Source organism: Pseudomonas sp. Root569 (assembly GCF_001427465.1).
GTDB lineage: Bacteria > Pseudomonadota > Gammaproteobacteria > Pseudomonadales > Pseudomonadaceae > Aquipseudomonas > Aquipseudomonas synxantha.
Genome location: NZ_LMGQ01000024.1, coordinates 307,798 through 332,797, shown reverse-complemented (window position 1 = coordinate 332,797; position 25,000 = coordinate 307,798). Strand labels below are relative to the sequence as shown.

Annotated in this window: 20 protein-coding genes; 17 read left to right on the top strand and 3 right to left on the bottom strand. The window is 60.4% G+C overall.

Going from position 1 to position 25,000, the window contains the following annotated elements; translation table 11 throughout:
• Positions 1-137: 137 nt before the first annotated feature.
• The 3 genes from rpmE to ASD70_RS18970 all read left to right on the top strand — a co-directional run bounded on the left by rpmE (position 138) and on the right by ASD70_RS18970 (position 2,647).
• Positions 138-374: a 50S ribosomal protein L31 gene (gene rpmE / locus ASD70_RS18980; protein ID WP_003237330.1), complete on the top strand. Its 237-nt coding sequence runs from the start codon at positions 138-140 to the stop codon at positions 372-374.
• A gap of 14 nt (positions 375-388) precedes the next feature.
• Entirely contained in the window at positions 389-1,195 is an 807-nt protein-coding gene (locus ASD70_RS18975) for a thermonuclease family protein (protein WP_056847155.1), read from the top strand.
• A 183-nt stretch (positions 1,196-1,378) separates the two neighbouring features.
• Entirely contained in the window at positions 1,379-2,647 is a 1,269-nt protein-coding gene (locus ASD70_RS18970; protein ID WP_034117342.1) for a malic enzyme-like NAD(P)-binding protein, read from the top strand.
• A gap of 207 nt (positions 2,648-2,854) precedes the next feature.
• Here ASD70_RS18970 and ASD70_RS18965 read toward each other — a convergent pair whose 3' ends face one another.
• Positions 2,855-5,317: a penicillin-binding protein 1A gene (locus ASD70_RS18965; protein WP_419178872.1), complete on the bottom strand. Its 2,463-nt coding sequence runs from the start codon at positions 5,315-5,317 to the stop codon at positions 2,855-2,857.
• Between the two features lie 232 nt (positions 5,318-5,549).
• Here ASD70_RS18965 and pilM point away from each other — a divergent pair, with 232 nt between their 5' ends.
• The 12 genes from pilM (at position 5,550) to ASD70_RS18905 (ending at position 21,600) form a co-directional block, all read left to right on the top strand.
• Positions 5,550-6,206 carry a type IV pilus assembly protein PilM gene (gene pilM, locus ASD70_RS18960; protein ID WP_046072635.1) on the top strand — a complete coding sequence of 219 codons (657 nt, stop codon included), beginning with the start codon at positions 5,550-5,552 and terminating at the stop codon, positions 6,204-6,206.
• Positions 6,203-6,754 carry a PilN domain-containing protein gene (locus ASD70_RS18955; RefSeq protein WP_046070556.1) on the top strand — a complete coding sequence of 184 codons (552 nt, stop codon included), beginning with the start codon at positions 6,203-6,205 and terminating at the stop codon, positions 6,752-6,754. Before pilM ends, ASD70_RS18955 begins: the two co-directional genes overlap by 4 nt.
• On the top strand, positions 6,751-7,722 hold the full coding sequence (locus ASD70_RS18950; RefSeq protein WP_056847153.1) for a pilus assembly protein PilP: 972 nt from the start codon (positions 6,751-6,753) through the stop codon (positions 7,720-7,722). The genes ASD70_RS18955 and ASD70_RS18950 overlap by 4 nt, the downstream gene beginning before the upstream one ends.
• Before the next feature lie 69 nt (positions 7,723-7,791).
• Positions 7,792-9,117: a type IV pilus secretin PilQ gene (locus ASD70_RS18945; protein ID WP_056847152.1), complete on the top strand. Its 1,326-nt coding sequence runs from the start codon at positions 7,792-7,794 to the stop codon at positions 9,115-9,117.
• Between the two features lie 4 nt (positions 9,118-9,121).
• Entirely contained in the window at positions 9,122-9,640 is a 519-nt protein-coding gene (gene aroK, locus ASD70_RS18940) for a shikimate kinase AroK (RefSeq protein ID WP_046070559.1), read from the top strand.
• A 124-nt stretch (positions 9,641-9,764) separates the two neighbouring features.
• A complete protein-coding gene (aroB, locus tag ASD70_RS18935; RefSeq protein WP_046070560.1) occupies positions 9,765-10,865 on the top strand; it encodes a 3-dehydroquinate synthase in 1,101 nt (366 codons plus the stop codon).
• A 10-nt stretch (positions 10,866-10,875) separates the two neighbouring features.
• A complete protein-coding gene (locus tag ASD70_RS18930) occupies positions 10,876-12,447 on the top strand; it encodes an SPOR domain-containing protein (RefSeq protein WP_046070561.1) in 1,572 nt (523 codons plus the stop codon).
• A gap of 355 nt (positions 12,448-12,802) precedes the next feature.
• Complete coding sequence (gltB, locus tag ASD70_RS18925; protein WP_056847151.1) at positions 12,803-17,248, top strand: glutamate synthase large subunit; 4,446 nt, start codon at positions 12,803-12,805, stop codon at positions 17,246-17,248.
• A gap of 32 nt (positions 17,249-17,280) precedes the next feature.
• Positions 17,281-18,699, top strand: coding sequence for an FAD-dependent oxidoreductase (locus ASD70_RS18920; protein ID WP_046070563.1), 1,419 nt, complete (start codon positions 17,281-17,283; stop codon positions 18,697-18,699).
• A 182-nt stretch (positions 18,700-18,881) separates the two neighbouring features.
• Positions 18,882-19,949: a uroporphyrinogen decarboxylase gene (gene hemE / locus ASD70_RS18915; RefSeq protein WP_046070564.1), complete on the top strand. Its 1,068-nt coding sequence runs from the start codon at positions 18,882-18,884 to the stop codon at positions 19,947-19,949.
• Positions 19,950-20,084: 135 nt separating this feature from the next.
• Complete coding sequence (locus ASD70_RS18910; RefSeq protein WP_046070565.1) at positions 20,085-20,336, top strand: helix-turn-helix transcriptional regulator; 252 nt, start codon at positions 20,085-20,087, stop codon at positions 20,334-20,336.
• Positions 20,329-21,600, top strand: a complete 1,272-nt coding sequence (locus tag ASD70_RS18905; protein WP_046070566.1) for a type II toxin-antitoxin system HipA family toxin — start codon at positions 20,329-20,331, stop codon at positions 21,598-21,600. The genes ASD70_RS18910 and ASD70_RS18905 overlap by 8 nt, the downstream gene beginning before the upstream one ends.
• 25 nt (positions 21,601-21,625) lie before the next feature.
• Here the strand turns inward: ASD70_RS18905 and ASD70_RS18900 are convergent, their stop codons facing one another.
• Positions 21,626-22,900 (bottom strand): MFS transporter, encoded by a 1,275-nt coding sequence (locus tag ASD70_RS18900; protein WP_156382930.1) that lies wholly within the window; start codon positions 22,898-22,900, stop codon positions 21,626-21,628.
• A gap of 124 nt (positions 22,901-23,024) precedes the next feature.
• Between ASD70_RS18900 and ASD70_RS18895 the strand changes: the two genes are divergently transcribed.
• Both ASD70_RS18895 and ASD70_RS18890 read left to right on the top strand, forming a co-directional pair.
• Positions 23,025-23,918, top strand: coding sequence for a LysR family transcriptional regulator (locus ASD70_RS18895; protein ID WP_046070567.1), 894 nt, complete (start codon positions 23,025-23,027; stop codon positions 23,916-23,918).
• Between the two features lie 88 nt (positions 23,919-24,006).
• The gene (locus tag ASD70_RS18890) at positions 24,007-24,393 is read left to right on the top strand and encodes a type II toxin-antitoxin system PemK/MazF family toxin (protein ID WP_032878300.1); all 387 of its coding nucleotides are present in this window, start codon (positions 24,007-24,009) and stop codon (positions 24,391-24,393) included.
• Positions 24,394-24,596: 203 nt separating this feature from the next.
• Here ASD70_RS18890 and ASD70_RS18885 read toward each other — a convergent pair whose 3' ends face one another.
• Positions 24,597-24,992, bottom strand: a complete 396-nt coding sequence (locus ASD70_RS18885; protein ID WP_056847150.1) for a hypothetical protein — start codon at positions 24,990-24,992, stop codon at positions 24,597-24,599.
• Positions 24,993-25,000 lie beyond the last annotated feature (8 nt).

Here is a 25,000-nt window from a genome sequence, read left to right as displayed (position 1 = left end):
GAAAGGCGCTTTTATCTTTACAAGCAAATAGTGTTGCCGCTTGCGCGTTTAAAAAGGTCTGGTAGAATCCGCGGCCTAATTACGTGCGGTATTCGACAATAGTGTCGAGTGGCGGCACGCTAGCCCGAGGAAGTGCCATGAAAGCCGATATCCATCCAGCGTACGAAACCATCGAAGTCACCTGCAGCTGCGGCAACAAGTTCGAAACCCGTTCGAACCTGTGCAAGCCACTGGGTACTGACGTATGCAACGAGTGCCACCCGTTCTACACCGGTAAGCAGAAAACTCTGGACACCGGCGGCCGTGTACAGCGCTTCGCAGATCGCTTTGGTGCTTTCGGCAAGAAGCCTGCTGCTGCTACTCCAGCAGAGTAAGGTTCAAGAGCCTTATGGGCTTTTGCCAGCTGTTGAAAAAGGCGTCCCTTGTGGGCGCCTTTTTTGTGCCTGGCATTTGGCTGGCGACCGCCCGGGCCGAAGCATTCTGCCCCGCACCGGCCTCTGTGGTGCGTGTCGAGGTGCAGCGGGTGGTGGACGGCGACACCGTGCGCCTCAAGGATGGCCGCAGCGTGCGCATGATCGGCCTCAATGCGCCGGAAACCGGCAAGAAGAGACGCGCTGACGAGCCATTTGCCGTCGCCGCCCGCCAGCGTCTACAGGCGCTGGTGCAGGCCAGCGATGGGCGTGTCGGTCTGGTGCCGGGGCGCGAGGGCAAGGATCACTACGGTCGCACCCTGGCCCATCTTTACGGCGCCAACGGTGAGAATCTGGAGGCGCAATTGTTGGCTGAGGGCTTGGGTTTCCAGGTGGGCGTGGCGCCGAATGTGGACCTGGTCGCCTGCCAGCAGGCCGCCGAAAACAGCGCCCGCCAAGCGCGGCTCGGCCTATGGCGCCAAACGCCAGTGCAAACCGTTGGGCAACTCAAGCATTCCGGCTTTGCTTTGATCACTGGCCGGGTCAGCAAGATCGAGCGCAATCGCGGTGGCATTTGGATTAAATTACAGGGCTCATTGGTATTACGCATTGCACCCGATCTGATCAGTCGTTTCGACGCGACCCTGCTCAATGGTCTGCAAGGGCGTACCATCGAGGCGCGTGGCTGGGTGCAGGATCGCTTGCGACGCGGCGGCCTGAAAAAAGGCCAGTCACGCTGGCTACTGCCACTGACCGACCCCAGCATGCTGAAATCAACGTCTTGAATAAAAAAATTGTAGACATTTTTTATTTCGATTGTGAACAGTTGAGCCCTTGTATCCCGTGGCTCTTGGCCAAAAGTCGTAGCCCAGGGCCCTTGACACCCGTGACTGCCCAGTCTTGTAGGTAAATTGCTACGCGCGTATCCTCGGCGGTCCGTCGACCAACAGTAAAAGCGGAATGCCGATATGTCTGATTTGAAAACTGCCGCTCTCGAATATCATGCCCATCCTCGTCCAGGAAAGCTGAGTGTAGAGCTCACCAAAGCCACTGCCACCGCTCGCGACCTGTCGCTGGCCTACAGCCCTGGTGTTGCCGAGCCCGTACGTGAAATCGCCCGTGACCCGGAACTGGCGTACAAGTACACCGGCAAGGGCAACCTGGTTGCAGTGATTTCCGATGGCACCGCGATCCTCGGCCTGGGTAACCTCGGCCCATTGGCCTCCAAGCCAGTCATGGAAGGTAAAGGCGTGCTGTTCAAGCGCTTTGCCGGCATCGACGTTTTCGACATCGAAGTCGATTCCGAGAGCCCGCAGGCTTTCATCGACACGGTCAAGCGCATTTCCATCACTTTCGGTGGCATCAACCTGGAAGACATCAAGGCACCTGAGTGCTTCGAGATCGAAAAAGCCCTGATCGAGCAGTGCGACATTCCGGTATTCCACGATGACCAGCACGGCACCGCCATCGTTACCGCAGCCGGCATGATCAACGCCCTGGAAATCGCTGGCAAAACCCTGGGCGAGGCGAAGATTGTCTGCCTGGGCGCCGGCGCTGCGGCCATTTCCTGCATGAAGCTGATCATCAGCATGGGCGCCAAGCTGGAAAACATCTACATGGTCGACAGCAAGGGCGTGATCCAGTCCGAGCGTACCGACCTGAACCAGTACAAGGCGATGTTTGCCCATCCGTCCTCCAAGCGCACCCTGGCTGACGCCCTCGACGGTGCCGACGTGTTCGTCGGCCTGTCCGGCCCGAACCTGCTGAGCGCCGAAGGCCTGAAGTCCATGGCACCGAACCCGATCGTGTTCGCCTGCTCCAACCCAGACCCGGAAATCTCGCCTGAGCTGGCCCACGCCACCCGCAGCGACGTGATCATGGCCACTGGTCGTTCGGACTACCCCAACCAGGTCAACAACGTTCTGGGCTTCCCGTTCATCTTCCGTGGAGCCCTGGACGTACGCGCCAAGCGCATCAACGAAGAAATGAAAGTGGCCGCCGCCAACGCCCTGCGTGAACTGGCCAAGCTGCCAGTGCCTCAGGATGTCTGCGACGCCTACGGTGGCGCCAAGCTGGAATTCGGTCGTGAGTACATCATCCCGAAACCAATGGATAAGCGCCTGATCACCCTGATCTCCGATGCCGTGGCCAAAGCCGCCATCGAGACCGGCGTGGCGACCCTGCCGTATCCGAAGCACTACCCGCTGCAGAGCGTGGATGATGTGTTCAACGGCTAAGCTGTTGTAGCGCACCAACAAAAAGCCCCGGCTCGAATGAGTCGGGGCTTTTTTTATGGCAATTCTCTTGAAGCCGATAGAGGTCAAATGTGGGAGGGGGCTTGCTCCCGATGGCGGTGTATCAGTCGCCATATTCATTGACTGACAGTCCGCCATCGGGAGCAACCCCCCTCCCACATTTGGATCTATGTTGCGTCTTGGATCGGGTCAGAACAAATCGATCGGCGCGCCTTCATCCGCCGGCAGCGGGCTGCCCGGTGCCACGCCATTGCCCAGCTCGTTGACCGACGGCGGCGTGTCCTCGCTCTTGAACAGCTCGAAGTAAGCATTCGGCGTACTCGGCGAAGCCGCACGTCCACTGATCGGATCGATGCGCAGGCTGAGGATGCCTTCCGGTTCCGGTTGGGTGTGCAAAGGCTTGTCCTTCAAGGCCGCGCCCATGTAGCTCATCCAGATCGGCAGGGCGACGGTGCCGCCAAACTCGCGGCGGCCCAGGCTTTCAGGCTGGTCGTAGCCGGTCCACACAGTGGTCACGTAGTCGCCGTTATAGCCAGAGAACCAGGCGTCCTTGGATTCGTTGGTAGTACCGGTCTTGCCGGCAATATCTGCGCGGCCCAGGGCCAGTGCTCGGCGGCCGGTGCCCTTCTTGATCACGTCTTGCAGGATGCTGTTGAGAATATAGGTGGTACGGCCATCCACGATGCGCTCGGCAACTGCCGGGGCTTGCGGTTCGGTGGTCGCGGGGGCGGTTGCCGCAGGCGTCGTGCCTGGGGTTGGTTCAATGGTGATGCCGCCATTACTCGGTGCCGCGAGGCCATCGGTCGCTGCCACCCCATTGACCACGTCGCCCGGCACCCGCGGTGGGTTGGCGGTGAACAGCATGTCGCCATTGCGGCTTTCGATCTTGTCGATCAGATACGGCGTGATCTTGTAGCCGCCGTTGGCGAAGGTGCTCCAGCCGGTGGCGATTTCCATCGGCGTGAGAGTCGCGGTACCCAGGGCCAGGGACAGGTTCGGCGGCAGGTCGGACTTGGCGAAGCCAAAGCGTGTCATGTAGTCGATGGTCTTGCCCACGCCCATTGCCTGCAACAGGCGAATCGACACAAGGTTGCGCGACTTGTACAGCGCTTCGCGGATACGGATCGGGCCGAGGAAGGTGTTGGTGTCATTCTTCGGGCGCCAGACCTTGTCCAGATATTCATCGACAAACACGATCGGCGCGTCGTTGACCAGGCTGGCGGCGGTGTAGCCGTTGTCCAGCGCGGCGCTGTAGACGAATGGCTTGAAGCTCGAACCCGGCTGGCGCTTAGCCTGGGTGGCGCGGTTGTAGTTGCTCTGCTCGAATGCAAAACCGCCGACCAATGCACGGATCGCACCGTTCTGCGGGTCCAGGGACACCAGGGCGCCCTGGGCGACCGGCACCTGGCTGAACTTGAGGCTGTCATCCTTCTGACGTTGCACGCGAATCAAGTCGCCCACCTGGGCCACGTCGGACGGTTGCTTGGGCATCGGCCCCATGCTGTTGGTATTCAGGAACGGCCGCGCCCATTTCATGCTGTCCCATGCCACATGCGCTTCGCCGGTACGGGTCAGCACCTGGATGCCGTCTTTTGTCACCTGGGTGACGATGGCTGGGTCCAGGCCGCTGATGGAGCGCTGCTTGCTCAATTCGGTGGTCCACGCGCTCAGGGTCTTGCCGGGCAGGCGCGATTCCGGACCGCGGTAGCCGTGGCGCTGGTCATAGGTGATCAGGCCTTCATGCACCGAGTTGTTGGCGATTTCCTGCAAGTTGCTCGGAACCGTCGTGGTCACCCGGAAGCCTTCGGTATAGGCGTCGCTGCCATAGCGCCCAACCATCTCGGCACGGGCCATTTCGGCGATATACGGCGCATTCACTTCTGGCGTCGGCACGTGATAACTGGCGTTCAGCGGCTCGGCCACAGCGCTTTCGTAGGCGGCCTGGTCGATCTTGCCCAGCTTGTACATGCGCCCCAGGATCCAGTCGCGCCGCTCTTTGCTGCGCGCCGGGTTGGCGAGCGGGTTAAAGCGCGACGGGGCCTTGGGCAGGCCGGCAATCATGGCCATCTGCGCCAGGCTGGCGTCACGAATCGACTTGCCATAGTAGACCTGGGAGGCGGCCTCGATGCCGTAGGCGCGGTTGCCCAGGTAGATCTTGTTGACATACAGCTCGAGGATTTCGTCCTTGGTCAGCTGACGTTCGATCTGCAGTGCCAGCAGGATCTCGGTGGCCTTGCGGGAAAAACTGCGCTCGCTGGTAAGGAAGAAGTTCTTCGCCACCTGCATGGTAATGGTGCTGCCGCCGGATTGAATGTGTCCGCTTTTTACCAACTGCGTGGCTGCACGCACCAGGCTGCTGGGGTCGACGCCGTAGTGGTTGGCGAAATTGTCGTCTTCGGCAGACAGCAAGGCGCTGATGAAATTGGGCGGAATATCGGCGAAACGGATCGGTGTGCGGCGCATTTCGCCGAACTCCGCGATCAGTTTTTCATCGCTGCTGTAGACCCGCAAAGGAATCTGCAACTGGATACTTCTGAGGGCCTCTACGGAAGGCAAACCCGGACTAAGGTAGAGGTAGGCCCCGCTGAGTACGAGCAGCAGCCCGCAGACGATGGCGACAATGGAGTACCCGAAAAACTTCAGCAGACGAATCAAGGCTTTTGGATTTCCAGAGAAAAGAATGAGTTACGCGTCGGGGCATGCATGGCTAACGATGGATCGACCCGGGCAGCAGATAAAAGCGGGAAAAAACGCTGGGCATTAAAGCATTTTTCAGCTTGGGGCGTCATTCGCGTGCCTTGAGCAAGCCGACCGGATGCAAGGTGCCTGGCAGCAATCAGACGATACGACAGCCGGTATGACAGGGAAAGTTTTGGGGAGTTTTATGGGAAAGGGAATTTTCAGGCGAAAAGTCGACACCGTCCTGGGCGTCGATATCAATGACAGCAGTATCAAGCTGGTAGAGCTGGGCCGTTCAGCGGGCGTTTTCAGCGTCCAGGGCTACGTGACCCAGGCGCTGGCGGCCCATGCGGTGGTCGATGGTACCCTGTTGGACCTCGAAGGCGCGGGGCGGGCATTGCTGCAGGCATTATCGCGCTTGCGTCCCTCGGCCCGGCATGCAGCCGTGGCGGTGGGGGGGCCTTCGGTGATCACGCGGTTGATCGAAATGGACGCAGGGCTCAGCGATGAGGAAATGGCCTGGACGATTCAGATGGAAGCCGATCAGTTCATTCCTTATCCATTGGATGAGGTGGCCATCGACTTTCAGGTCTGGGGCCCGTCGGCCCAGGGGCCACAATGGGTCCAAGTGATGTTGGCGGCGTGCCTGCGCGAGCAGGTCGAGGCGCGTGAAACGGTTTTGTCCCAGGCGGGGCTGGTGCCGCGGGTGGTAGATGTGGAAGAGTTTGCATTGGAGCGCGCTTGCCGTCAGGATTTTGCCAGCTTCGCGCCGGGTCATCGAGTCGATGGCGCACAATGGGCCGTGGATGCCCAAGGGATGGGAGTGGCTTGCGGGTTGGCCCTGAGGAGTTTCGCTGGATGATACGAATCAATCTTTTGCCTTGGCGCCAGGCGCTGGCGGAACGCAGGCGCAGGTATTTCCTGGTGCTGTTGCTGGTGTTTGCCTGCCTGGCACTGGCTGCAGTCTGGTTGGCTGGCCAGGTGATCGACCAAGCGATAGATCGGCAGGTAAGTCGAAACAATCGCTTGGGTGAGGACATTGGCGTACAGGATTCACGGATCAGGACCATCGACGACCTGCAGGAGCGCAGCCAGCAATTGGCCGAACGCATGAAGGTTGTTCAGGATCTGCACGACGCCCGTTCTTCCGGTGCCCGGCTGTTCGATGAGTTGGCTCGCGCAGTGCCCGAGGGCGTACATCTGCATGAGGTGGTGGCGAATGGCGATACCATCAGCATCCGCGGCAGTGCTGAAAGCCACCAGGATATCGCCCAGTTGATGCGTCGGCTCGAGGCCACGCAAGGGGCTCATGCGACTCGTCTGGAGCGCGTGCAGGCCGAAGGTGAACGCGGCGAAAGTGAATTCCAGCTGATGGTTCGCCAGGGGGAAACTGTCGAGGCGCAACCATGAGCCTGTCCAGGCTCGACGTTTTCACGCTTTCCCACAACGCTGCCAAATGGCCCTTGCCCTGCCGGGTCCTGCTCGGCTGTGCGCTGGCCGTCCTGGTGTTGCTGGTGGGAGAGGTTGTGTACCTGGGCCCGTCGCGGGAGCGGTTGCAGGGGGTCGAGGCGCGAGGGCATGTGCTTCAACAGCAGCTTGCAGAAAAAACCGGATTGGCCGCCACTCTTGAAGTGCGCACTGAGCGGTTGCGCGCGATGGAGAATAAGCTCGCAGGCCTTCTGCGGCAGTTGCCCGCAGAGTCCGAAGTGCCTGCCTTGCTCGAAGACGTGGCCCGGTTGGCGGTTGCCAACGGTATATGGGTGGAGGGCATCACGGTGCTCGAAGAAGAGCCCCGTCAACTCTACACCGGGCAACCTATGCAGGTGGGCGCCACTGGGGCCTACCACGACCTGGCGGCGTTCGTCAGTGCCTTGGGTGGGCTGCAGCGGGTCGTCACCGTGCAGGATGTCACGCTTCGGCCTGAGGGTGCCTTGCTGCGTCTGGAAATGTTGGCCAAGACCTATCGGGGCACCACGCCAAGCGGCAAGGTCCGCCAGGCGCTTGAGTCAGGCCCGCGATTTGTCTACGACCCTACGGCCCTGCGCGATCCGTTCCAGTCGCCCACCTTGCAGATCGCCCGCGCGCCCGGTCGGCCGGCGCTTTCGCCGGATCTCACCCGGCCACGGGGGATGCTGGAGGGCATGACCATCGATCAGTTCGAAATGGTCGGCACACTATCCAATGACATGCAGGCTTTCGCCTTGCTGCGGGTGGGGTCACGGGTGCACCGGCTGGCGGTCGGTGATTACCTTGGGCCGGACCATGGCCAGGTCACGGCCATTCAAGACGGGTATGTCGAACTGGTCGAGCTGTTCCCCGATGAACAGGGCGCATGGCTGGAGCGCCCGCGAACCCTGATGCTGAACGTCAATTCATAACGGAATCTAACAATGAAAAGGACTTTCTCGTCCTTCGGTGTGGCGCTATGGATAGCGTTCACGGCACCGATGGCTGCCGCTGTGCCCAATCGCCCGGACCTGATCCACCTGCCGCCGCCTGACAGTGCCTTGCCGGTCAGCTATACGGGCAAAAAACTGACCCTCAATTTCCAGGACATCGACCTGCGCGCGGTATTGCAGCAAATCGCCGATGTCGCCGGGCTCAACCTGGTGACCAGCGACGAGGTGCAGGGCTCGATCACCCTGCGGCTCAAGGACGTGCCCTGGGATCAGGCGCTGGACCTGGTGCTGCAAACCAAGGGCCTGGACAAGCGGGTGAAGGCCGGCGTGTTGCTGGTGGCGCCCACCGATGAATTGGCCGCTCGCGAACTGCTGGTGCTGGAGTCGCGCAAGCAGATGGCCGAGCTGGCACCCTTGCGTCGGGAATTATTGCAGGTCAATTACGCCAAGGCTGCGGACCTGGCCAAGCTGTTCCAGTCGATGACCGGCTTTGAAGGTGCCACGGATGAGCGCGGCTCGGTGGCGGTGGATGACCGCACCAACAACATCATCGCCTACCAGACCGGCGAACGGCTGGAAGAGCTGCGGCGCATCGTGGCGCAGTTGGATATCCCGGTACGTCAGGTGATGATCGAGGCGCGAATCGTCGAGGCTAATGTCGACTACGACAAAAGCCTGGGCGTGCGCTGGGGTGGGCGGCTCAGCCGCGGCAACTGGGGCGCCGGGGGTATTTCCAAGCCCGTGGCGGACGGCGCCGAGCCTCCGCAAAGCCCGCCCAGCTCACCCTTCGTCGATCTGGGTTCGCTGACCGGCACGTCGGGGCTGGGTATCGCCTACATCACCGACAACCTATTGCTGGATCTTGAACTGACGGCGATGGAGAAAAGCGGCAACGGCGAAATCGTTTCGCAGCCCAAGGTGGTCACGTCCGATAAAGAGACCGCACGCATCCTCAAGGGCACCGAGATTCCCTACCAGGAGTCCACCTCCCAGGGCGCTACCTCGGTGTCGTTCAAGGAAGCGTCCCTTTCACTGGAGGTTACGCCGCAAATCACCCCCGATAACCACGTGTTCATGGCGGTCAAGGTTACCAAGGACGAGCCTGACTATTTGAACCGGCTCAACGACGTGCCGCCGATCAAGAAAAACGAAGTCAACGCCAAGGTGCTGGTCCGGGATGGCGAGACCATTGTCATCGGCGGGGTTTTCTCTAATACCCAAAGCAAAGTGGTAGATAAAGTGCCATTTTTGGGCGATGTACCGTATCTTGGCCGCCTTTTCCGGCGCAATGTGCTGTCGGAGAAAAAATCTGAGCTGCTGGTATTCCTGACTCCGCGTATTATGAATAACCAGGCGATTGCTGTGAGTCGTTGATTCTGTGCGAAATTTGATTCTTGTAGGACCGATGGGTGCTGGAAAGAGCACCATCGGCCGTTTGCTGGCCAAAGAGCTGCGCCTGCCATTCAAAGACTCCGATAAGGAAATTGAATTGCGCACGGGTGCCAATATCCCATGGATCTTCGATAAGGAAGGCGAGCTGGGCTTTCGCGACCGCGAGCAGGCGATGATTGCCGAACTGTGCGGTTGCGATGGCGTGGTGTTGGCGACCGGCGGTGGCGCAGTGATGCGCGATGAAAATCGTCGGGCGCTGCATACCGGTGGTCGGGTGGTGTATTTGCACGCGTCGGTCGAACAGCAGGTGGGCCGCACCGCCCGCGATCGCAATCGCCCTTTGCTGCGCACGGCCGACCCGGCGAAAACCTTGCGGGACCTGCTGGCGCTACGCGATCCGCTATATCGGGAAATCGCCGATCTGGTGGTGGAAACCGATGAACGGCCGCCGCGGATGGTGGTGCTCGACATTCTAGAGCGCTTGCAAAGGTTGCCGCCCCGTTAAAGCCTGGCCCGAAATGCGCTATTCTCGGCGGCGCGCCATGACTTGCGAGGTGTGGCGTAGAGCTATCAGGCGGTGTCGGATCACGGCGTTGCCGGTCGTCAATATATCTTCAACGCGGGGACACATGCAGACACTTAAGGTCGATCTAGGCGAGCGCAGCTACCCGATCCACATTGGCGAAGGCCTGTTGGACCAGCCCGAGCTGCTTGCGCCGCATATTGCCGGTCGGCAGGTGGCGATCATCTCCAACGAAACGGTCGCACCGCTGTATCTTGAGCGTCTGAGCCGCAGCCTTGCGGCGTATTCGGTGATCTCTGTGGTGTTGCCAGACGGCGAAGCCCACAAGAACTGGGAAACCCTGCAACTGATCTTTGATGGCCTGCTGACTGCGCGTCATGACCGTCGAACCACCGTGGTCGCCCTGGGCGGCGGTGTGATCGGCGACATGGCCGGTTTTGCCGCGGCCTGCTACCAGCGCGGCGTGGACTTTATCCAGGTGCCGACCACCCTGTTGTCCCAGGTCGATTCGTCGGTGGGCGGCAAGACCGGTATCAACCATCCGCTGGGCAAGAACATGGTCGGTGCGTTCTACCAGCCCCAAGCGGTGCTGATCGATACCACCACCCTCAACACCTTGCCGCCGCGGGAGCTGTCGGCGGGCCTGGCGGAAGTCATCAAGTACGGGCTGATCTGCGACGAGCCCTTCCTGACCTGGCTCGAAGAACACGTAGATGCCCTGCGCGCGCTCGACCAGGTGGCCCTGACCGAAGCGATTTCCCGCTCCTGCGCCGCCAAGGCGCTGGTGGTGAATGCCGACGAACGGGAGTCTGGCGTACGCGCCACCCTGAACCTGGGGCATACCTTCGGCCATGCGATCGAAACGCACATGGGCTATGGTGTGTGGTTGCATGGGGAAGCCGTAGCGGCTGGCACTGTGATGGCATTGGAAATGTCGCAGCGCCTGGGCTGGATCAGCGCCCAGGAGCGCGATCGTGGCATTCGCCTGTTCCAGCGCGCCGGTTTGCCGGTCATCCCGCCGACGGAGATGACCGAGGCCGATTTCCTCGAACATATGGCAATAGACAAGAAAGTGATCGACGGTCGACTGCGACTGGTGCTGTTGCGCCACATGGGCGAGGCAGTGGTGACCGACGATTATCCGAAAGAGATTTTACAGGCCACGCTGGGAGCGGATTACCGCGCCCTGGCCCAGCTTAAAGGTTAATAAGATCCCGATGACTAGTTTGCATGCCGACGAGGCGTTCCTCGGCCATTATCACTTGAGCCATGACCCTTTCGCTCCACGGGTGCCTGGCTTCAAATTCTTCCCGGCCCAGCGCAAGCCCGTGCTGGGGCAACTGCACCACCTGGCACGCTACAGCCAGCTGCTGCTGGTGGTCACCGGCCCGTTGGGCAGCGGCAAGACCTTGCTGCGCCAGGCGCTGGTCGCCAGCACTAACAAGCAATCGGTGCAAAGTGTGGTGGTCTCGGCCCGTGGCGCCGGCGATGCTGCAGGCGTACTGCGCCAGGTGGCCCAGGCGCTGGACGTGGCCAATGCCGAGCCAAACGCGATTCTCAAGCAGGTGGTGCAACTGGGCCTGACCGGCCAGGAAGTCTATCTGCTGGTGGACGACGCCGAGCAGCTTGACGAATCTGCCCTCGAAGCGCTGCTGGCGCTGGCTGCGGGCACGCCGGAAGGTCGCCCCCACGTGTTCCTGTTTGGCGAGTCGTCGTTGATCGCCGATCTGGAGCAGATCAGCGGTGATCAGGAGCTGTTCCACGTCATTGAGCTGCAGCCCTACGAAGAGGAAGAAACCCGCGAATACCTGGCTCAACGCCTTGAAGGCGCCGGGGCGGGTATCGAACTTTTCTCCGCTGCGCAGATCTCTGATATTCACGAAAGCTCCGATGGCTGGCCTGGCAACATCAACCAGGTTGCCCGCGATGCAATGATCGAAGCCATGATTGCCAGCCGCTCAGCGGTCAAGCGTCCAAAGATGGGGTTCACTATGCCTAAGAAGCACGTATTGGCTATTTCTGCCGTTGTCGTGGTCGCTGTTGCCGCCGCCTGGTTGATCCCGGGCCGCAATAAAGCACCGACAACGACCGGCGCGCCAACTGAGCAGGCGCAGTTGCCACTGGGTAAGCCCACGCCAAACGTCGAGTTCGCCAACTCCGGCCAGCCGACCAACCTGCCGATGGTTGGTCAGCCTGTAATGCGTGGCCCGCTCGCCGAAGAAGCCGGTGGCATTTCTGAAGGCGATGACGGTGTGCCGGTGGAAGGCTCCAGTGCCACGCCGCCGACCGTGACCACCACCGCGCCACCAGCGGGCGTACCGGCCGGCACGCCAGCAACCCCAGTAGCGCCTGCCGCACCGGTTGCGCCAGTTGCCAAGCCGACCCCGGCGCCGACGGTCGCGACAGCCAAGCCCGCAGCACCAGTTGCCAAGCCGGCACCGGCACCCGCGGCCAAGCCTGCTGAAAAACCAGCCGCTACCGTGGCCAAGGCCGGCGCCGCTGGCAGCAGCTGGTACAGCAGCCAGCCTACCGGCAACTTCGTGGTGCAAATCCTCGGCACCAGCTCCGAGGCCAACGCCCAGGCGTTCGTCAAGGAGCAGGGCGGCCAGTACCGTTATTTCAAGAAAGTGCTCAACGGCAAGCCTCTCTACGTGATCACCTACGGCAGCTTCCCAAGCCGCGCCGCAGCCGATTCTGCCATCAAGGCCTTGCCAGCGAAGGTTCAGGCTGGTAAACCTTGGCCTCGCACTGTTGCCAGCGTTCAACAAGAACTGGCAGCAACTCGCTGAAGATCCGGCGGCCTTACCCAGGCCGCCCTCCCGGCACCTCAAAAAACAATCGCAAGGCGTGCAGTCCCCCGCAAGGACCGCGCGCTTTGTGGTGTCTGCGCCACAGTAGCTTTTGAGTCGTAGCGGTCAGAATTAAAAAAGTTTTGACTAGCACAGCATATCGCTTTAAACCTTTCATAAATGCGACATAGATTTGCGACATTTCGTCGCTAAATTTGTGAGCGTCTGTGTCGGTGTGTACAATGACCTCCCTTTTGCCCCCGCTAAGCCGGCGTACGTTCGGCGTGGAAGGTAACCGGTTGAATTGAAAAGAAATTTGCCTCGAAATAAGAGGCAGCCTGGTGAGAAAGTGTCTATGAAAGCAGGTCTGTACCAACCCGATGAATTCAAGGATAACTGCGGTTTCGGCCTGATAGCCCACATGCAGGGCGAGCCCAGTCATACCCTTTTGCAAACGGCCATCGAGGCCCTGACCTGCATGACCCACCGCGGTGGGATCAACGCCGACGGCAAGACCGGTGACGGTTGCGGCTTGCTGATTCAAAAGCCCGACCAGTTCCTGCGCGCTGTCGCCAAAGAGCATTTTGCGGCCGACCTGCCCAAGCAGTACGCCGTGGGCATGGTGTTTTTCAACCAGGACCCGGTAAAAGCCGAAGCCGCTCGCGAGAACATGAACCGCGAGATCGTTGCTGCCGGCCTGCAACTGGTCGGCTGGCGCAAAGTGCCAATCGACACCAGCGTACTCGGCCGCCTGGCCCTGGAGCGCCTGCCGCAGATCGAACAAGTGTTCATCGCAGGCGACGGCCTGAGCGACCAGGACATGGCGATCAAGCTGTTCACGTCCCGTCGTCGTTCGTCGGTGCTTAACGCCGCCGACACTGACCATTACATCTGCAGCTTTTCCCACAAGACCATCATTTACAAAGGCCTGATGATGCCGGCGGATCTCACCGCCTTTTATCCGGACCTGAGCGATGAGCGCCTGCAAACCGCGATCTGCGTGTTCCACCAGCGCTTCTCCACCAACACCTTGCCGAAATGGCCGTTGGCCCAGCCGTTCCGCTTCCTCGCCCACAACGGCGAGATCAACACCATCACCGGCAACCGCAACTGGGCCGTGGCCCGTCGCACCAAGTTCGCCAACGATTTGATGGACCTCGAAGAGCTCGGCCCGCTGGTCAACCGCGTGGGTTCCGACTCCTCCAGCATGGACAACATGCTCGAACTGATGGTCACCGGTGGTATCGACCTGTTCCGTGGCGTGCGCATGATCATTCCGCCTGCGTGGCAGAACGTCGAGACTATGGACCCGGACCTGCGGGCGTTCTACGAATACAACTCGATGCACATGGAACCCTGGGACGGCCCGGCCGGCGTGGTCATGACCGACGGTCGCTACGCGGTGTGCCTGCTCGACCGTAACGGTCTGCGCCCTGCGCGTTGGGTCACCACGACCAACGGCTTCATCACCCTGGCGTCGGAAATCGGCGTGTGGAACTACAAGCCGCAAGATGTGATTGCCAAAGGCCGCGTTGGCCCGGGCCAGATCCTGGCCGTGGACACCGAGACCGGGCAGATCCTCGACACCGACGCCATCGACAACCGCTTGAAGTCTCGTCACCCGTACAAGCAATGGCTGCGCAAGAACGCCCTGCGCATCCAGGCGACCATGGAAGACAACGACCACGGTTCGGCTTTCTACGACATCGACCAGCTCAAGCAGTACATGAAGATGTACCAGGTCACGTTCGAAGAGCGCGACCAGGTGCTGCGTCCGCTTGGCGAACAAGGCTACGAGGCCGTCGGCTCCATGGGCGACGATACGCCGATGGCCGTGCTGTCCCAGCGCGTGCGCACCCCGTACGACTATTTCCGCCAGCAGTTCGCCCAGGTCACCAACCCGCCGATCGACCCGCTTCGCGAAGCCATCGTGATGTCCCTGGAAGTGTGCCTCGGTGCCGAGCGCAATATCTTCCAGGAGTCGCCTGAGCACGCTTCCCGCGTGATCCTCAGCTCGCCGGTCATCTCCCCGGCCAAATGGCGCTCGCTGATGACCCTGGAGCGTCCAGGTTTCGACCGCCAGATCATCGACCTGAACTACGACGAGAGCCTCGGTCTTGAAGCTGCGGTGCGTAACGTCGCCGACCAGGCCGAAGAAGCCGTGCGCGCCGGGCGTACCCAGATCGTGCTGACCGACCGCCATATCGCGCCAGGCAAGCTGCCGATCCACGCTTCGCTCGCCACCGGCGCGGTGCACCACCGTCTGACCGAAAAGGGCCTGCGTTGCGACTCCAACATCCTCGTTGAGACCGCTACCGCCCGTGATCCGCATCACTTTGCAGTGCTGATCGGTTTCGGCGCGTCGGCGGTGTATCCGTTCCTGGCGTACGAAGTGCTCGGCGACCTGATCCGTACCGGTGAAGTCCTGGGCGATCTCTATGAAGTGTTCAAGAACTACCGTAAAGGCATCACCAAGGGCCTGTTGAAGATCCTGTCGAAGATGGGCATCTCCACTGTCACCTCGTACCGTGGTGCCCAGTTGTTCGAAGCTATCGGCCTGTCCGAAGAAGTCTGCGAGCTGAGCTTCCGTGGCGTGCCGAGCCGCATCAAGGGCGCACGTTTCGTCGACATCGAAGCCGAGCAGAAAGCCTTGGCGTTGGAGGCCTGGAGTGCGCGCAAGCCGATCCAGCAAGGTGGCTTGCTCAAGTTTGTGCACGGTGGCGAATACCACGCCTACAACCCGGACGTGGTCAGCACTTTGCAAGCCGCCGTGCAGCAGGGCGACTACGCCAAGTTCAAGGAATACACGAGCCTGGTGGATAACCGCCCGGTGTCGATGATCCGCGACCTGTTCAAGGTGAAGACTTTGGACACGCCGATGGACATCAGCGAAGTCGAGCCGCTGGAATCGATCCTCAAGCGTTTCGACTCTGCCGGTATTTCCCTGGGGGCGTTGTCGCCCGAGGCCCACGAGGCCCTGGCCGAGGCCATGAACCGCTTGGGTGCGCGTTCCAACTCCGGTGAAGGCGGCGAAGACCCGGCGCGCTACGGCACCATCAAGAGCTCGAAGATCAAGCAGGTCGCCACTGGTCGTTTCGGCGTTACCCCCGAATACCTGGTCAACGCCGAAGTGCTGCAGATCAAGGTGGCCCAGGGCGCCAAGCCTGGTGAAGGCGGCCAGCTGCCAGGCGGCAAGGTCAACGGCCTGATCGCCAAGCTGCGTTATGCGGTGCCGGGCGTGACGCTGATCTCTCCACCGCCGCACCACGACATCTATTCAATCGAAGACTTGTCGCAGCTGATCTTCGACTTGAAACAAGTCAACCCCCAGGCCCTGGTCTCGGTGAAGCTGGTGGCGGAAGCCGGTGTCGGCACCATCGCCGCCGGCGTGGCCAAGGCCTATGCCGACCTGATCACCATCTCCGGCTACGATGGCGGTACCGGCGCTTCGCCGCTGACCTCCATCAAGTACGCCGGCGCGCCATGGGAACTCGGCCTGGCCGAAACCCACCAGACCCTGCGCGGCAACGACCTGCGCGGCAAAGTGCGGGTACAGACCGACGGCGGCCTGAAAACCGGCCTCGACGTGATCAAGGCGGCGATCCTCGGCGCCGAAAGCTTTGGCTTCGGTACTGCGCCGATGATCGCCCTGGGCTGCAAATACCTGCGCATCTGCCACCTGAACAACTGCGCTACTGGTGTGGCGACTCAGAACGAAAAACTGCGCAAGGATCACTACATCGGCACCGTCGACATGGTGGTGAACTTCTTCACCTACGTCGCCGAAGAAACCCGTGAGTGGCTGGCCAAGCTGGGCGTGCGTTCGCTGGAAGAGCTGATCGGGCGTACCGATCTGCTGGACATCCTCCAAGGCCAGACCGCCAAGCAACAACACCTGGACCTGACACCGCTGTTGGGCAGCGATCACATCCCGGCAGACAAGCCACAATTCTGCCAAGTGGACCGCAACCCGCCGTTCGATAAAGGCCTGTTGGCCGAGAAGATGGTCGAGATGGCCAGCGCCTCGATCAATGACGCCAGCGGTGGCGAATTTGCCCTGGATATTTGCAACTGCGACCGTTCCATCGGCGCACGCATCTCCGGCGAAATCGCACGCAAGCACGGCAACCAAGGCATGGCGAAAGCGCCGATCACCTTCCGCTTCAAAGGCACGGCCGGCCAGAGCTTCGGCGTGTGGAACGCCGGCGGCCTGCACATGTACCTGGAAGGCGACGCCAACGACTACGTGGGCAAGGGCATGACCGGTGGCAAGCTGGTCATCGTTCCGCCGACCGGCAGCGTCTACAAGACCCAGGACAGTGCCATTATCGGCAACACCTGCTTGTACGGCGCCACCGGAGGCAAGTTGTTCGCCGCCGGCACTGCCGGTGAGCGCTTCGCCGTGCGTAACTCCGGTGCCCACACCGTGGTGGAAGGCACCGGCGATCACTGCTGCGAGTACATGACCGGCGGCTTTGTCGCGGTACTGGGCAAGACCGGTTACAACTTCGGTTCGGGCATGACCGGCGGTTTCGCCTACGTGCTCGACCAGGACAATACCTTCGTCGACAAGGTCAACCACGAGTTGGTCGAGATCCAGCGGATCAGCGGTGAAGCCATGGAGTCCTACCGGAACCACTTGCAGCACGTGCTGGACGAGTATGTCGAGGAAACCGGCAGCGAATGGGGCCGGGAACTCGCCGAGAACCTCGATGATTACCTGCGTCGTTTCTGGCTGGTCAAGCCCAAGGCTGCCAACCTGAAATCGTTGCTCTCCAGCATCCGTGCCAACCCGCAGTGATATGCGCCTGAACAGTTTGATGAGGTTTTAACATGGCTGAACGTCTGAATAACGACTTCCAGTTCATCGATGTCGGGCGCAAAGATCCGAAGAAGAAACTGTTGCGTCAACGCAAGAAAGAGTTCGTGGAGATCTACGAGCCCTTCAAACCCCAGCACTCGGCCGACCAGGCCCACCGCTGCCTGGGGTGCGGTAACCCGTATTGCGAATGGAAGTGCCCGGTGCACAACTTCATTCCCAATTGGCTCAAATTGGTGGCCGAGGGCAACATCCTCGCTGCCGCCGAGCTGTCGCACCAGACCAACACCCTGCCGGAAGTCTGCGGCCGGGTGTGCCCGCAGGATCGGTTGTGTGAAGGTGCCTGCACCCTCAACGACGGCTTCGGCGCGGTGACGATCGGTTCGGTGGAGAAGTACATCACCGACACCGCGTTCGCCATGGGCTGGCGCCCGGACATGTCCAAGGTCAAGCCGACCGGCAAGCGCGTTGCGATCATCGGCGCGGGCCCGGCGGGCCTGGGCTGTGCCGACGTATTGGTGCGTGGTGGCGTGACCCCGGTGGTCTTCGACAAGAACCCGGAAATCGGCGGTTTGCTGACCTTCGGCATCCCCGAGTTCAAGTTGGAAAAAACCGTACTGAGTCACCGTCGTGAAGTCTTCACCGGCATGGGTATCGAGTTCCGCCTCAATACCGAAATCGGCAAGGACATCACCATGGAGCAACTGCTCGCCGAATACGATGCGGTGTTCATGGGGATGGGCACCTACACCTACATGAAGGGCGGCTTTGCCGGTGAAGACTTGCCGGGCGTGTATGACGCGCTCGACTTCCTGATTGCCAACGTCAACCGCAACCTGGGCTTTGAAAAGTCGCCGGAAGATTTCGTCGACATGAAAGGCAAGAAGGTCGTGGTGCTGGGCGGTGGCGACACCGCGATGGACTGCAACCGTACCTCGATCCGCCAGGGCGCCAAGTCGGTCACCTGTGCGTATCGTCGCGACGAAGCCAACATGCCCGGCTCGCGCAAAGAGGTGAAGAACGCCAAGGAAGAAGGCGTGAAATTCCTCTACAACCGCCAGCCGATTGCAATCGTCGGTGAAGACCGTGTCGAAGGCGTGAAGGTGGTCGAGACCCGTCTGGGCGAACCGGATGCCCGTGGCCGCCGCAGCCCCGAGCCGATACCGGGTTCCGAGGAGATCATCCCGGCCGATGCCGTGGTCATCGCTTTCGGCTTCCGGCCAAGCCCGGCGTCGTGGTTCGAGCAGTTCGAGATCCAGACCGACAGCCAGGGCCGCGTGGTCGCCCCGGAGCAAGGCCAGTACAAGCACCAGACCAGCAACCCGAAAATCTTCGCCGGTGGCGATATGGTGCGCGGGTCTGACTTGGTAGTGACAGCGATTTTCGAAGGCCGCAACGCCGCCGAAGGCATCCTGGACTACCTGCAAGTCTGACCCCGATCCTGAATTGAAATGGGATCAAACTGTGGGAGGGGGCTTGCCCCGTCCCACATTTGTTTTGCGCTGCGTTCAAGCTACCGCGACAAATTGACCCGATAGACAAAAGGCACGGCGCATTCCGTGCCTTTTGCGTCGCGCTCTGAGAAAATGCCCGCACTTTTTTTGCGGATGCCGACATGACTGCCCTCAAGAACGACCGTTTCCTTCGTGCCCTGCTCAAGCAACCTGTAGACGTCACCCCCGTGTGGATGATGCGTCAAGCCGGTCGCTACCTGCCGGAATACCGCGCCAGTCGCGCCCACGCCGGCGACTTCATGAGCCTGTGCATGAATCCTGCGTTCGCCTGCGAAGTCACGATGCAGCCGCTGGACCGCTACCCACAACTGGACGCGGCCATCCTCTTTTCCGACATCCTTACCATTCCCGACGCCATGGGCCAGGGCCTGTACTTTGAGACCGGCGAAGGCCCGCGTTTCAGGAAGGTCGTCAGCACCCTGGCCGATATCGAAGCCCTGCCGATTCCTGATCCGCACAAAGACCTCGGCTATGTGATGGACGCGGTCAGCACCATCCGCCGCGAGCTGAACGGCCGCGTGCCGCTGATCGGCTTCTCCGGTAGCCCCTGGACCCTGGCCACCTACATGGTCGAAGGCGGCTCGTCGAAAGACTTCCGCAAGACCAAGGCCATGCTCTACGACAACCCGCAAGCCATGCACCTGCTGCTGGACAAGCTGGCGCAGTCGGTCACCTCTTACCTCAACGGCCAGATCATGGCCGGCGCTCAAGCGGTGCAGATCTTCGATACCTGGGGTGGCAACCTGTCGGCGGCGGCGTACCAGGAGTTCTCCCTGGCCTACATGCGCAAGATCGTCAGCGGGCTGATCCGCGAACATGAAGGTCGCAAGGTTCCGGTCATCCTGTTCACCAAGGGCGGCGGCCTGTGGCTGGAAAGCATCGCCGATGCTGGCGCCGATGCATTGGGCCTGGACTGGACCTGCGATATCGGCGAAGCCCGCCGTCGCGTTGGCAACCAGGTTGCGCTGCAAGGCAACATGGACCCCACTGTGCTGTACGCCAAGCCGGAAGCGATCCGCACGGAAGTCGGGCGCATCCTGGCCAGCTATGGCAAGGGCACCGGCCATGTGTTCAACCTCGGCCATGGCATCACGCCGGAAGTGAATCCGGAACATGCGGGTGCATTCCTGCGTGCGGTGCATGAACTGTCGGCGCAGTACCACGAGTGACGGTTGCCTGATAAAGAACGCCCGGCCTAGGCCGGGCGTTCTTGTTTGTGGTCAGCAGACGTATGGTGCTTGTAGTGTCCGTCATTGCGGACATAATGAGCTTCCTATGCTTATAAGTCCGTTATAGGTGACATTATGTTGCTGACCACTCCACCTGATCTGGGCGAAAGGATACGACAACTGCGTCGGGCCAGGGGCTTTAGCCAGGCGCAACTGGCGGACCGGGCCAAGTGCAACCGCAAGACCATCATTGATCTGGAAGCGGGTGAAAATGTCGCGATGTACACGGTGTTCCGGGTGATTTCTGCACTGGGTATGGCCCTGGAAGTCGTGGATAAACGCATCGATCTCAAATCCTTGGCCGATCTGGTGGAGCACGATGAGTAGAATCAAGTTGCTCAATGTTGTGACACCCCAGGGGCATGCAGGCGATTTGTCTAAAGGCTCGCAATTCTCGTTTTCTTATTCATCTGCTGATGCCGGATGCGAGGTATCCCTGGTCATGCCCTACGACCCGACACCTGCGGTCAGTAACGTACTGCATCCGATTTTCGATATGAACGTACCGGAAGGTTTTCTGGCCGATCAGATCAAACGACGGATGGCCAAGCACATGCAGATAGACGAGATGCGCCTGTTATCGGTGATCGGCGGTAACCAGATTGGGCGGCTTACCTACCAGAACCCTGTCGAGGCATCAGTACCCGTGAAGGCTCAGGTGGGCCTCCAGCAAATACTGTCAGCCGATACCTCCCAGGGTGTATTCGAGTTTCTTGTGGAGACGTATTTCGAGTCGGGTATTTCCGGCGTGCAACCCAAGGTACTGGTGCCTGACCTGGACAAGCTGACTGGCAGTCGCAAAACCATGCTCAGTTCTGACCTGATCGTGAAGTCGGGTGCCGATGAATACGTTCACCTGGCACAGAACGAGTTCCTCTGTATGGAGGCTGCGCGCATAGCAGGCATGGAAACACCACCTTTCTGGTTGTCCGGAGGGGGTGACCTGTTTGTGATGGAGCGCTTCGATTTGAACTCGACCGGGCGGCTGGGCTTTGAGGACATGGCCGTTCTGTTGGGACTCAACAAAGATCCCCACGACAATTACAAGTACTCGCAGAGCTACGAGACTCTCGCTGCGGTGATCAATCACGTCTGTGCGCAGGGTGATCCGTTACGCGAGCTTGAGCGGTTCTTTTCTTCGGTTTGCTTGTCGGTCATGGTGCGTAATGGTGACGCGCACCTGAAAAACTTCGGTGTGATCTACACCCATCCTGGAGCCCGAGAAACAGTGCAATTAGCGCCTGTCTTCGATGTCACCACCACTACTGTGTATGAGAACTACAATCCCAAGTCCGGTCGTTCATTGGTTGATCGCACCTTGGCGATAAAAATGAACAAGGTCAAAACCTATCCGGACCGTCAGCAACTGATGGAGTTTGGTCGTAAGCATTGTGGGGTGGAGAAGCCTTGGGTGATCATTGAGCGAATCGCCGAGGCAATGTCCGAGGCGCTCGTTGCCCATCAAGCGCGTATCGATATCGAGCTGTTTTCGGCAATGCAGGCGGAGTGGGATGGAGGACGTGCCATGGCACTTCATGATTCGATCGGCACTGGAATGAAGCGAAAGCCCATTGCGAAAAAACCGCTGTGAAGCGGTTTTCTCGTTAAACAGTGCCTCAAGCTGCTGTGCGTCCCAGCGGCGGCAACTTCGCCAGCTTCAACGCCACCAGCAGCGCGCCAATCAGCAGCGCCACGATAAACCCGCCAATCCCGTTCCATCCGGCAAAGTGCCAGAAGAACCCGCCCGCCGTCCCGGCAATACTCGATCCCACGTAATAGCAGAACAGGTAAAGCGACGACGCCTGCCCCTTGGCTTTCACCGCACGGCGGCCGATCCAGCTGCTGGCCACCGAGTGGGCGCCGAAGAAGCCGAAGGTGAACACCAGCATGCCCGGCACCACCAGCCACAACGGCGTGAACAGCGTCAGTAACATCCCCGAAAGCATCAACACGATGGTGCCCCACAGCACGCGGCGGCGGCCAAGGCGGTCGGCCAGAGAGCCGATCTTGGCCGAACTGTAGATGCCCGAGAGGTACACCAGCGACAGCAGGCCCACTACGGCCTGGCTCAGTTCATAGGGTGAGGCCAGCAGGCGATAACCGATGTAGTTGAACATCGTTACGAACGCGCCCATCAACAGGAAGGCTTCGAGGAACAGCCACGGTAGGCCCGCATCCTTGAAATGCATGACGAAGCCATCCACCAGGCTGCGCGGCTTGAGGCTGCTGGCGCGGAAGTTGCGCGATGGTGGGAGGATCTTCCAGAACACCGTGGCCGCGATCAGGGCCAGGGCGCCGATGATCAGCATTGCGGTGTGCCAGCTGACGAAGTCGATCAATACGCCGATGATCAGTCGGCCGCTCATGCCGCCAATCGCATTGCCGCCGATGTACAGGCCCATGGCCAGGCCGATGTGCTGCGGGTGGATCTCTTCGCTGAGGTAGGTCATCGCCACGGCAGCCAGGCCGCTCAGGGACAGGCCCACCAGCGCCCGCATCAGCAGAATCCCCTCCCAGGTCGGCATCAGACCGCTGGCGATGGTGGCCAGCGCCGCACAGAACAACGCGGCGACCATCACCGGCTTGCGCCCCAGCCGGTCGGAAATCGGCCCGGTGATTAGCAGGCCGCAGGCAAGCATCGCGGTTGCGACCGAAAGAATCAGGCTGCTTTGCGCCGCATTGATGGAAAATTCATGGGACAGCGCCGGCATCATCGGTTGTACGCAATACAACAGGGCAAAGGTGGCAAACCCGCCGGAAAATAGCGCCAACACCGTGCGCATGAACATCGGCGTGCCTTTTTCGATGTACTCGTCATTAAGCTGCGCCACCACCTCATCGAGGGCTGAGGGCGGGGTGTATTGGGCAAGTGGAGCAACAGCAGGATTCACGGGGGACCTCGGGGAGGAAAGTCTGCCAGGACTGACAATACGAAAAAGAATATAGCTGGCTAATGATTCTTTCCAATATATTGTTCGACCTGTTTGATAGGTTCTACGACCTAATGAGGTGTGCATGGAATTACGTCACCTGCGGTACTTCATCGCCGTCGCTGAAGAACTGCACTTTGGCCGCGCCGCGCAGGTGCTGGGTATCTCGCAACCGCCCCTGAGCCAGCAGATCCAGGCGCTGGAACAAGAGGTGGGCGCGCGGTTATTTGAGCGTACCAATCGTCGGGTCGAGCTGAGCGAGGCCGGGCGCCTGTTCCTGCAAGAGGCGCGGCTGGTGTTGGCCCAGGTCGACAAGGCGGCAGACGTGGCGCGGCGGGCGCAATTGGGAGAGCTCGGGGAGTTGAAGATCGGCTTCACGTCTTCCGCACCGTTCAACTCCAGCATTCCCCAGGCGATCTTCGCGTTTCGCCAGGCTTTCCCGGCGGTGCACCTCAATCTGCAGGAGATGAGCAGCACGGAGGTGGCCGAGTCATTGGTGGATGAGTCGATTCAGGTCGGGCTGATGCGGCCTTTGCCATTGCCCGATTCGCTGAGCGTGGTCGAGTTGATGCGCGAGCCCCTGGTCGCGGTCTTGAATGCTGGCCATCCCTTGGTGGAAGGCAGCGAGCGCGGCTTGCACCTGGCGCAATTGGCGCAGGAGCCCTTTGTGTTTTTCCCACGCACCTACGGCAGCGGCCTGTATGCCCAACTGCTCAACCTGGCCCGCGACGCCGGGTTCAGCCCGCATTTTGCCCAGGAAGCGGGGGAGGCGATGACCATCATCGGCCTGGTGGCGGCGGGGTTGGGCGTGTCGGTGTTGCCGGCGTCTTACCAGCGTATCCGCATTGATGGCGTGGTCTACCGCACACTGCTCGACCCGGAGGCGATGACGGCGGTGTGGCTGGTGCAGCGCAAGGGCGTGCAAACGCCGATGGCGAAGGGGTTTGTGGAGTTGTTGACGCGTCAGGTATTGGTGTAGGCGGGGTCACATACCAGGTAACGCAACCGGCTTAGTTATTCGCCAGAAACTTGCGCAAAATCATTCTTTTTCAGGCGAGTGGATATGGATGGCACTTCTCTATCAGCCCAAGGAGGGCAGCGTGTTGATTTGTGATTTTCGTGGCTATGAGGTTCCGGAAATCATCAAGATTCGACCTGTTATTGTGATACGCAAACACCGGACGAATAAGCTGCTCGTAACGGTGGTACCTCTGAGTACTACCGCTCCACAGCAGGTGTTGGAACACCATTTGCGGCTTGATAGCCACCTTCAGGGAGCGAGCCCGGTCTGCTGGGCTAAATGCGACATCGTCGCGACAGTCAGCTTGGGTCGACTGGACCGAATCAAAAGTAAAGATCGTCATGGCAAACGAACTTACAAAATAGCCGAACTCACCAATGACCAATTTTTGGCGATAAAAGCGGCGGTGCGCAGTGCGCTTGGGTTGCGATAAAGTGGGATATAGATGGACGGCGTTTTGCCACCGATTGCAGGTAACCTGCTTTCAGGCATACTGGCCGAGTTCCCGAAAAGGGGCTTGTGAGACTCTGAGGGTCCTGGGCAACCAGCCACCGCAGAGCCAGGCAGGAAGCGGCGATGACAAGCCAACCTGTTTGTGAAGAGGGCGCCTAAAGGCGCCCTTTGTCGTTTCTGGCCTTACTGCATCCCGGTCGAGCGCAACCCTGCCAGGATGTCCCTATCCAGCATGCTTATCCAACGGTTGTAGTTGCGATGGATCTTGCCGTCCTTGTAGCCCAGGTCGCGGCTGTCGCGGTAGGTGATGGCGTAGCTGTTACGGGTGTAGCGGATATCGATGGCGGCATAGAACTGGCCGCGCACGGTGATCTCGGCCTGCACCAGTTGCGGGCTCAGGCGTTGCACCGTCCATTCGCGTTTCTGCAGGGCGGCGACGATGGCCTGTTTCATCTTTTCTTCACTGACCTGGCTGGTAGCCGGCAACTCATGCTGGGTGTTGAGTACCGGTTTGCTGGTGCACCCGGCGGTGGTCAGCAGGGCCAGGGTGATCAGGCTAGCGCGTAGCAGGGAAGACATTCCGTTTT

Excerpts from the sequence above, each read along its gene's own strand:
- ASD70_RS18890 (WP_032878300.1), top strand. The coding sequence starts at position 24,007 with ATGGCACTTCTCTATCAGCCCAAGGAGGGCAGCGTGTTGATTTGTGAT.
- ASD70_RS18950 (WP_056847153.1), top strand. The coding sequence starts at position 6,751 with ATGAGCCTGTCCAGGCTCGACGTTTTCACGCTTTCCCACAACGCTGCC.
- pilM (WP_046072635.1), top strand. The coding sequence starts at position 5,550 with ATGGGAAAGGGAATTTTCAGGCGAAAAGTCGACACCGTCCTGGGCGTC.
- ASD70_RS18895 (WP_046070567.1), top strand. The coding sequence starts at position 23,025 with ATGGAATTACGTCACCTGCGGTACTTCATCGCCGTCGCTGAAGAACTG.
- ASD70_RS18955 (WP_046070556.1), top strand. The coding sequence starts at position 6,203 with ATGATACGAATCAATCTTTTGCCTTGGCGCCAGGCGCTGGCGGAACGC.
- ASD70_RS18905 (WP_046070566.1), top strand. The coding sequence starts at position 20,329 with ATGAGTAGAATCAAGTTGCTCAATGTTGTGACACCCCAGGGGCATGCA.
- aroB (WP_046070560.1), top strand. The coding sequence starts at position 9,765 with ATGCAGACACTTAAGGTCGATCTAGGCGAGCGCAGCTACCCGATCCAC.
- ASD70_RS18885 (WP_056847150.1), bottom strand. The coding sequence starts at position 24,992 with ATGTCTTCCCTGCTACGCGCTAGCCTGATCACCCTGGCCCTGCTGACC.
- gltB (WP_056847151.1), top strand. The coding sequence starts at position 12,803 with ATGAAAGCAGGTCTGTACCAACCCGATGAATTCAAGGATAACTGCGGT.
- hemE (WP_046070564.1), top strand. The coding sequence starts at position 18,882 with ATGACTGCCCTCAAGAACGACCGTTTCCTTCGTGCCCTGCTCAAGCAA.
- ASD70_RS18975 (WP_056847155.1), top strand. The coding sequence starts at position 389 with ATGGGCTTTTGCCAGCTGTTGAAAAAGGCGTCCCTTGTGGGCGCCTTT.
- ASD70_RS18910 (WP_046070565.1), top strand. The coding sequence starts at position 20,085 with ATGTTGCTGACCACTCCACCTGATCTGGGCGAAAGGATACGACAACTG.
- ASD70_RS18970 (WP_034117342.1), top strand. The coding sequence starts at position 1,379 with ATGTCTGATTTGAAAACTGCCGCTCTCGAATATCATGCCCATCCTCGT.
- ASD70_RS18920 (WP_046070563.1), top strand. The coding sequence starts at position 17,281 with ATGGCTGAACGTCTGAATAACGACTTCCAGTTCATCGATGTCGGGCGC.
- ASD70_RS18945 (WP_056847152.1), top strand. The coding sequence starts at position 7,792 with ATGGCTGCCGCTGTGCCCAATCGCCCGGACCTGATCCACCTGCCGCCG.
- rpmE (WP_003237330.1), top strand. The coding sequence starts at position 138 with ATGAAAGCCGATATCCATCCAGCGTACGAAACCATCGAAGTCACCTGC.
- ASD70_RS18930 (WP_046070561.1), top strand. The coding sequence starts at position 10,876 with ATGACTAGTTTGCATGCCGACGAGGCGTTCCTCGGCCATTATCACTTG.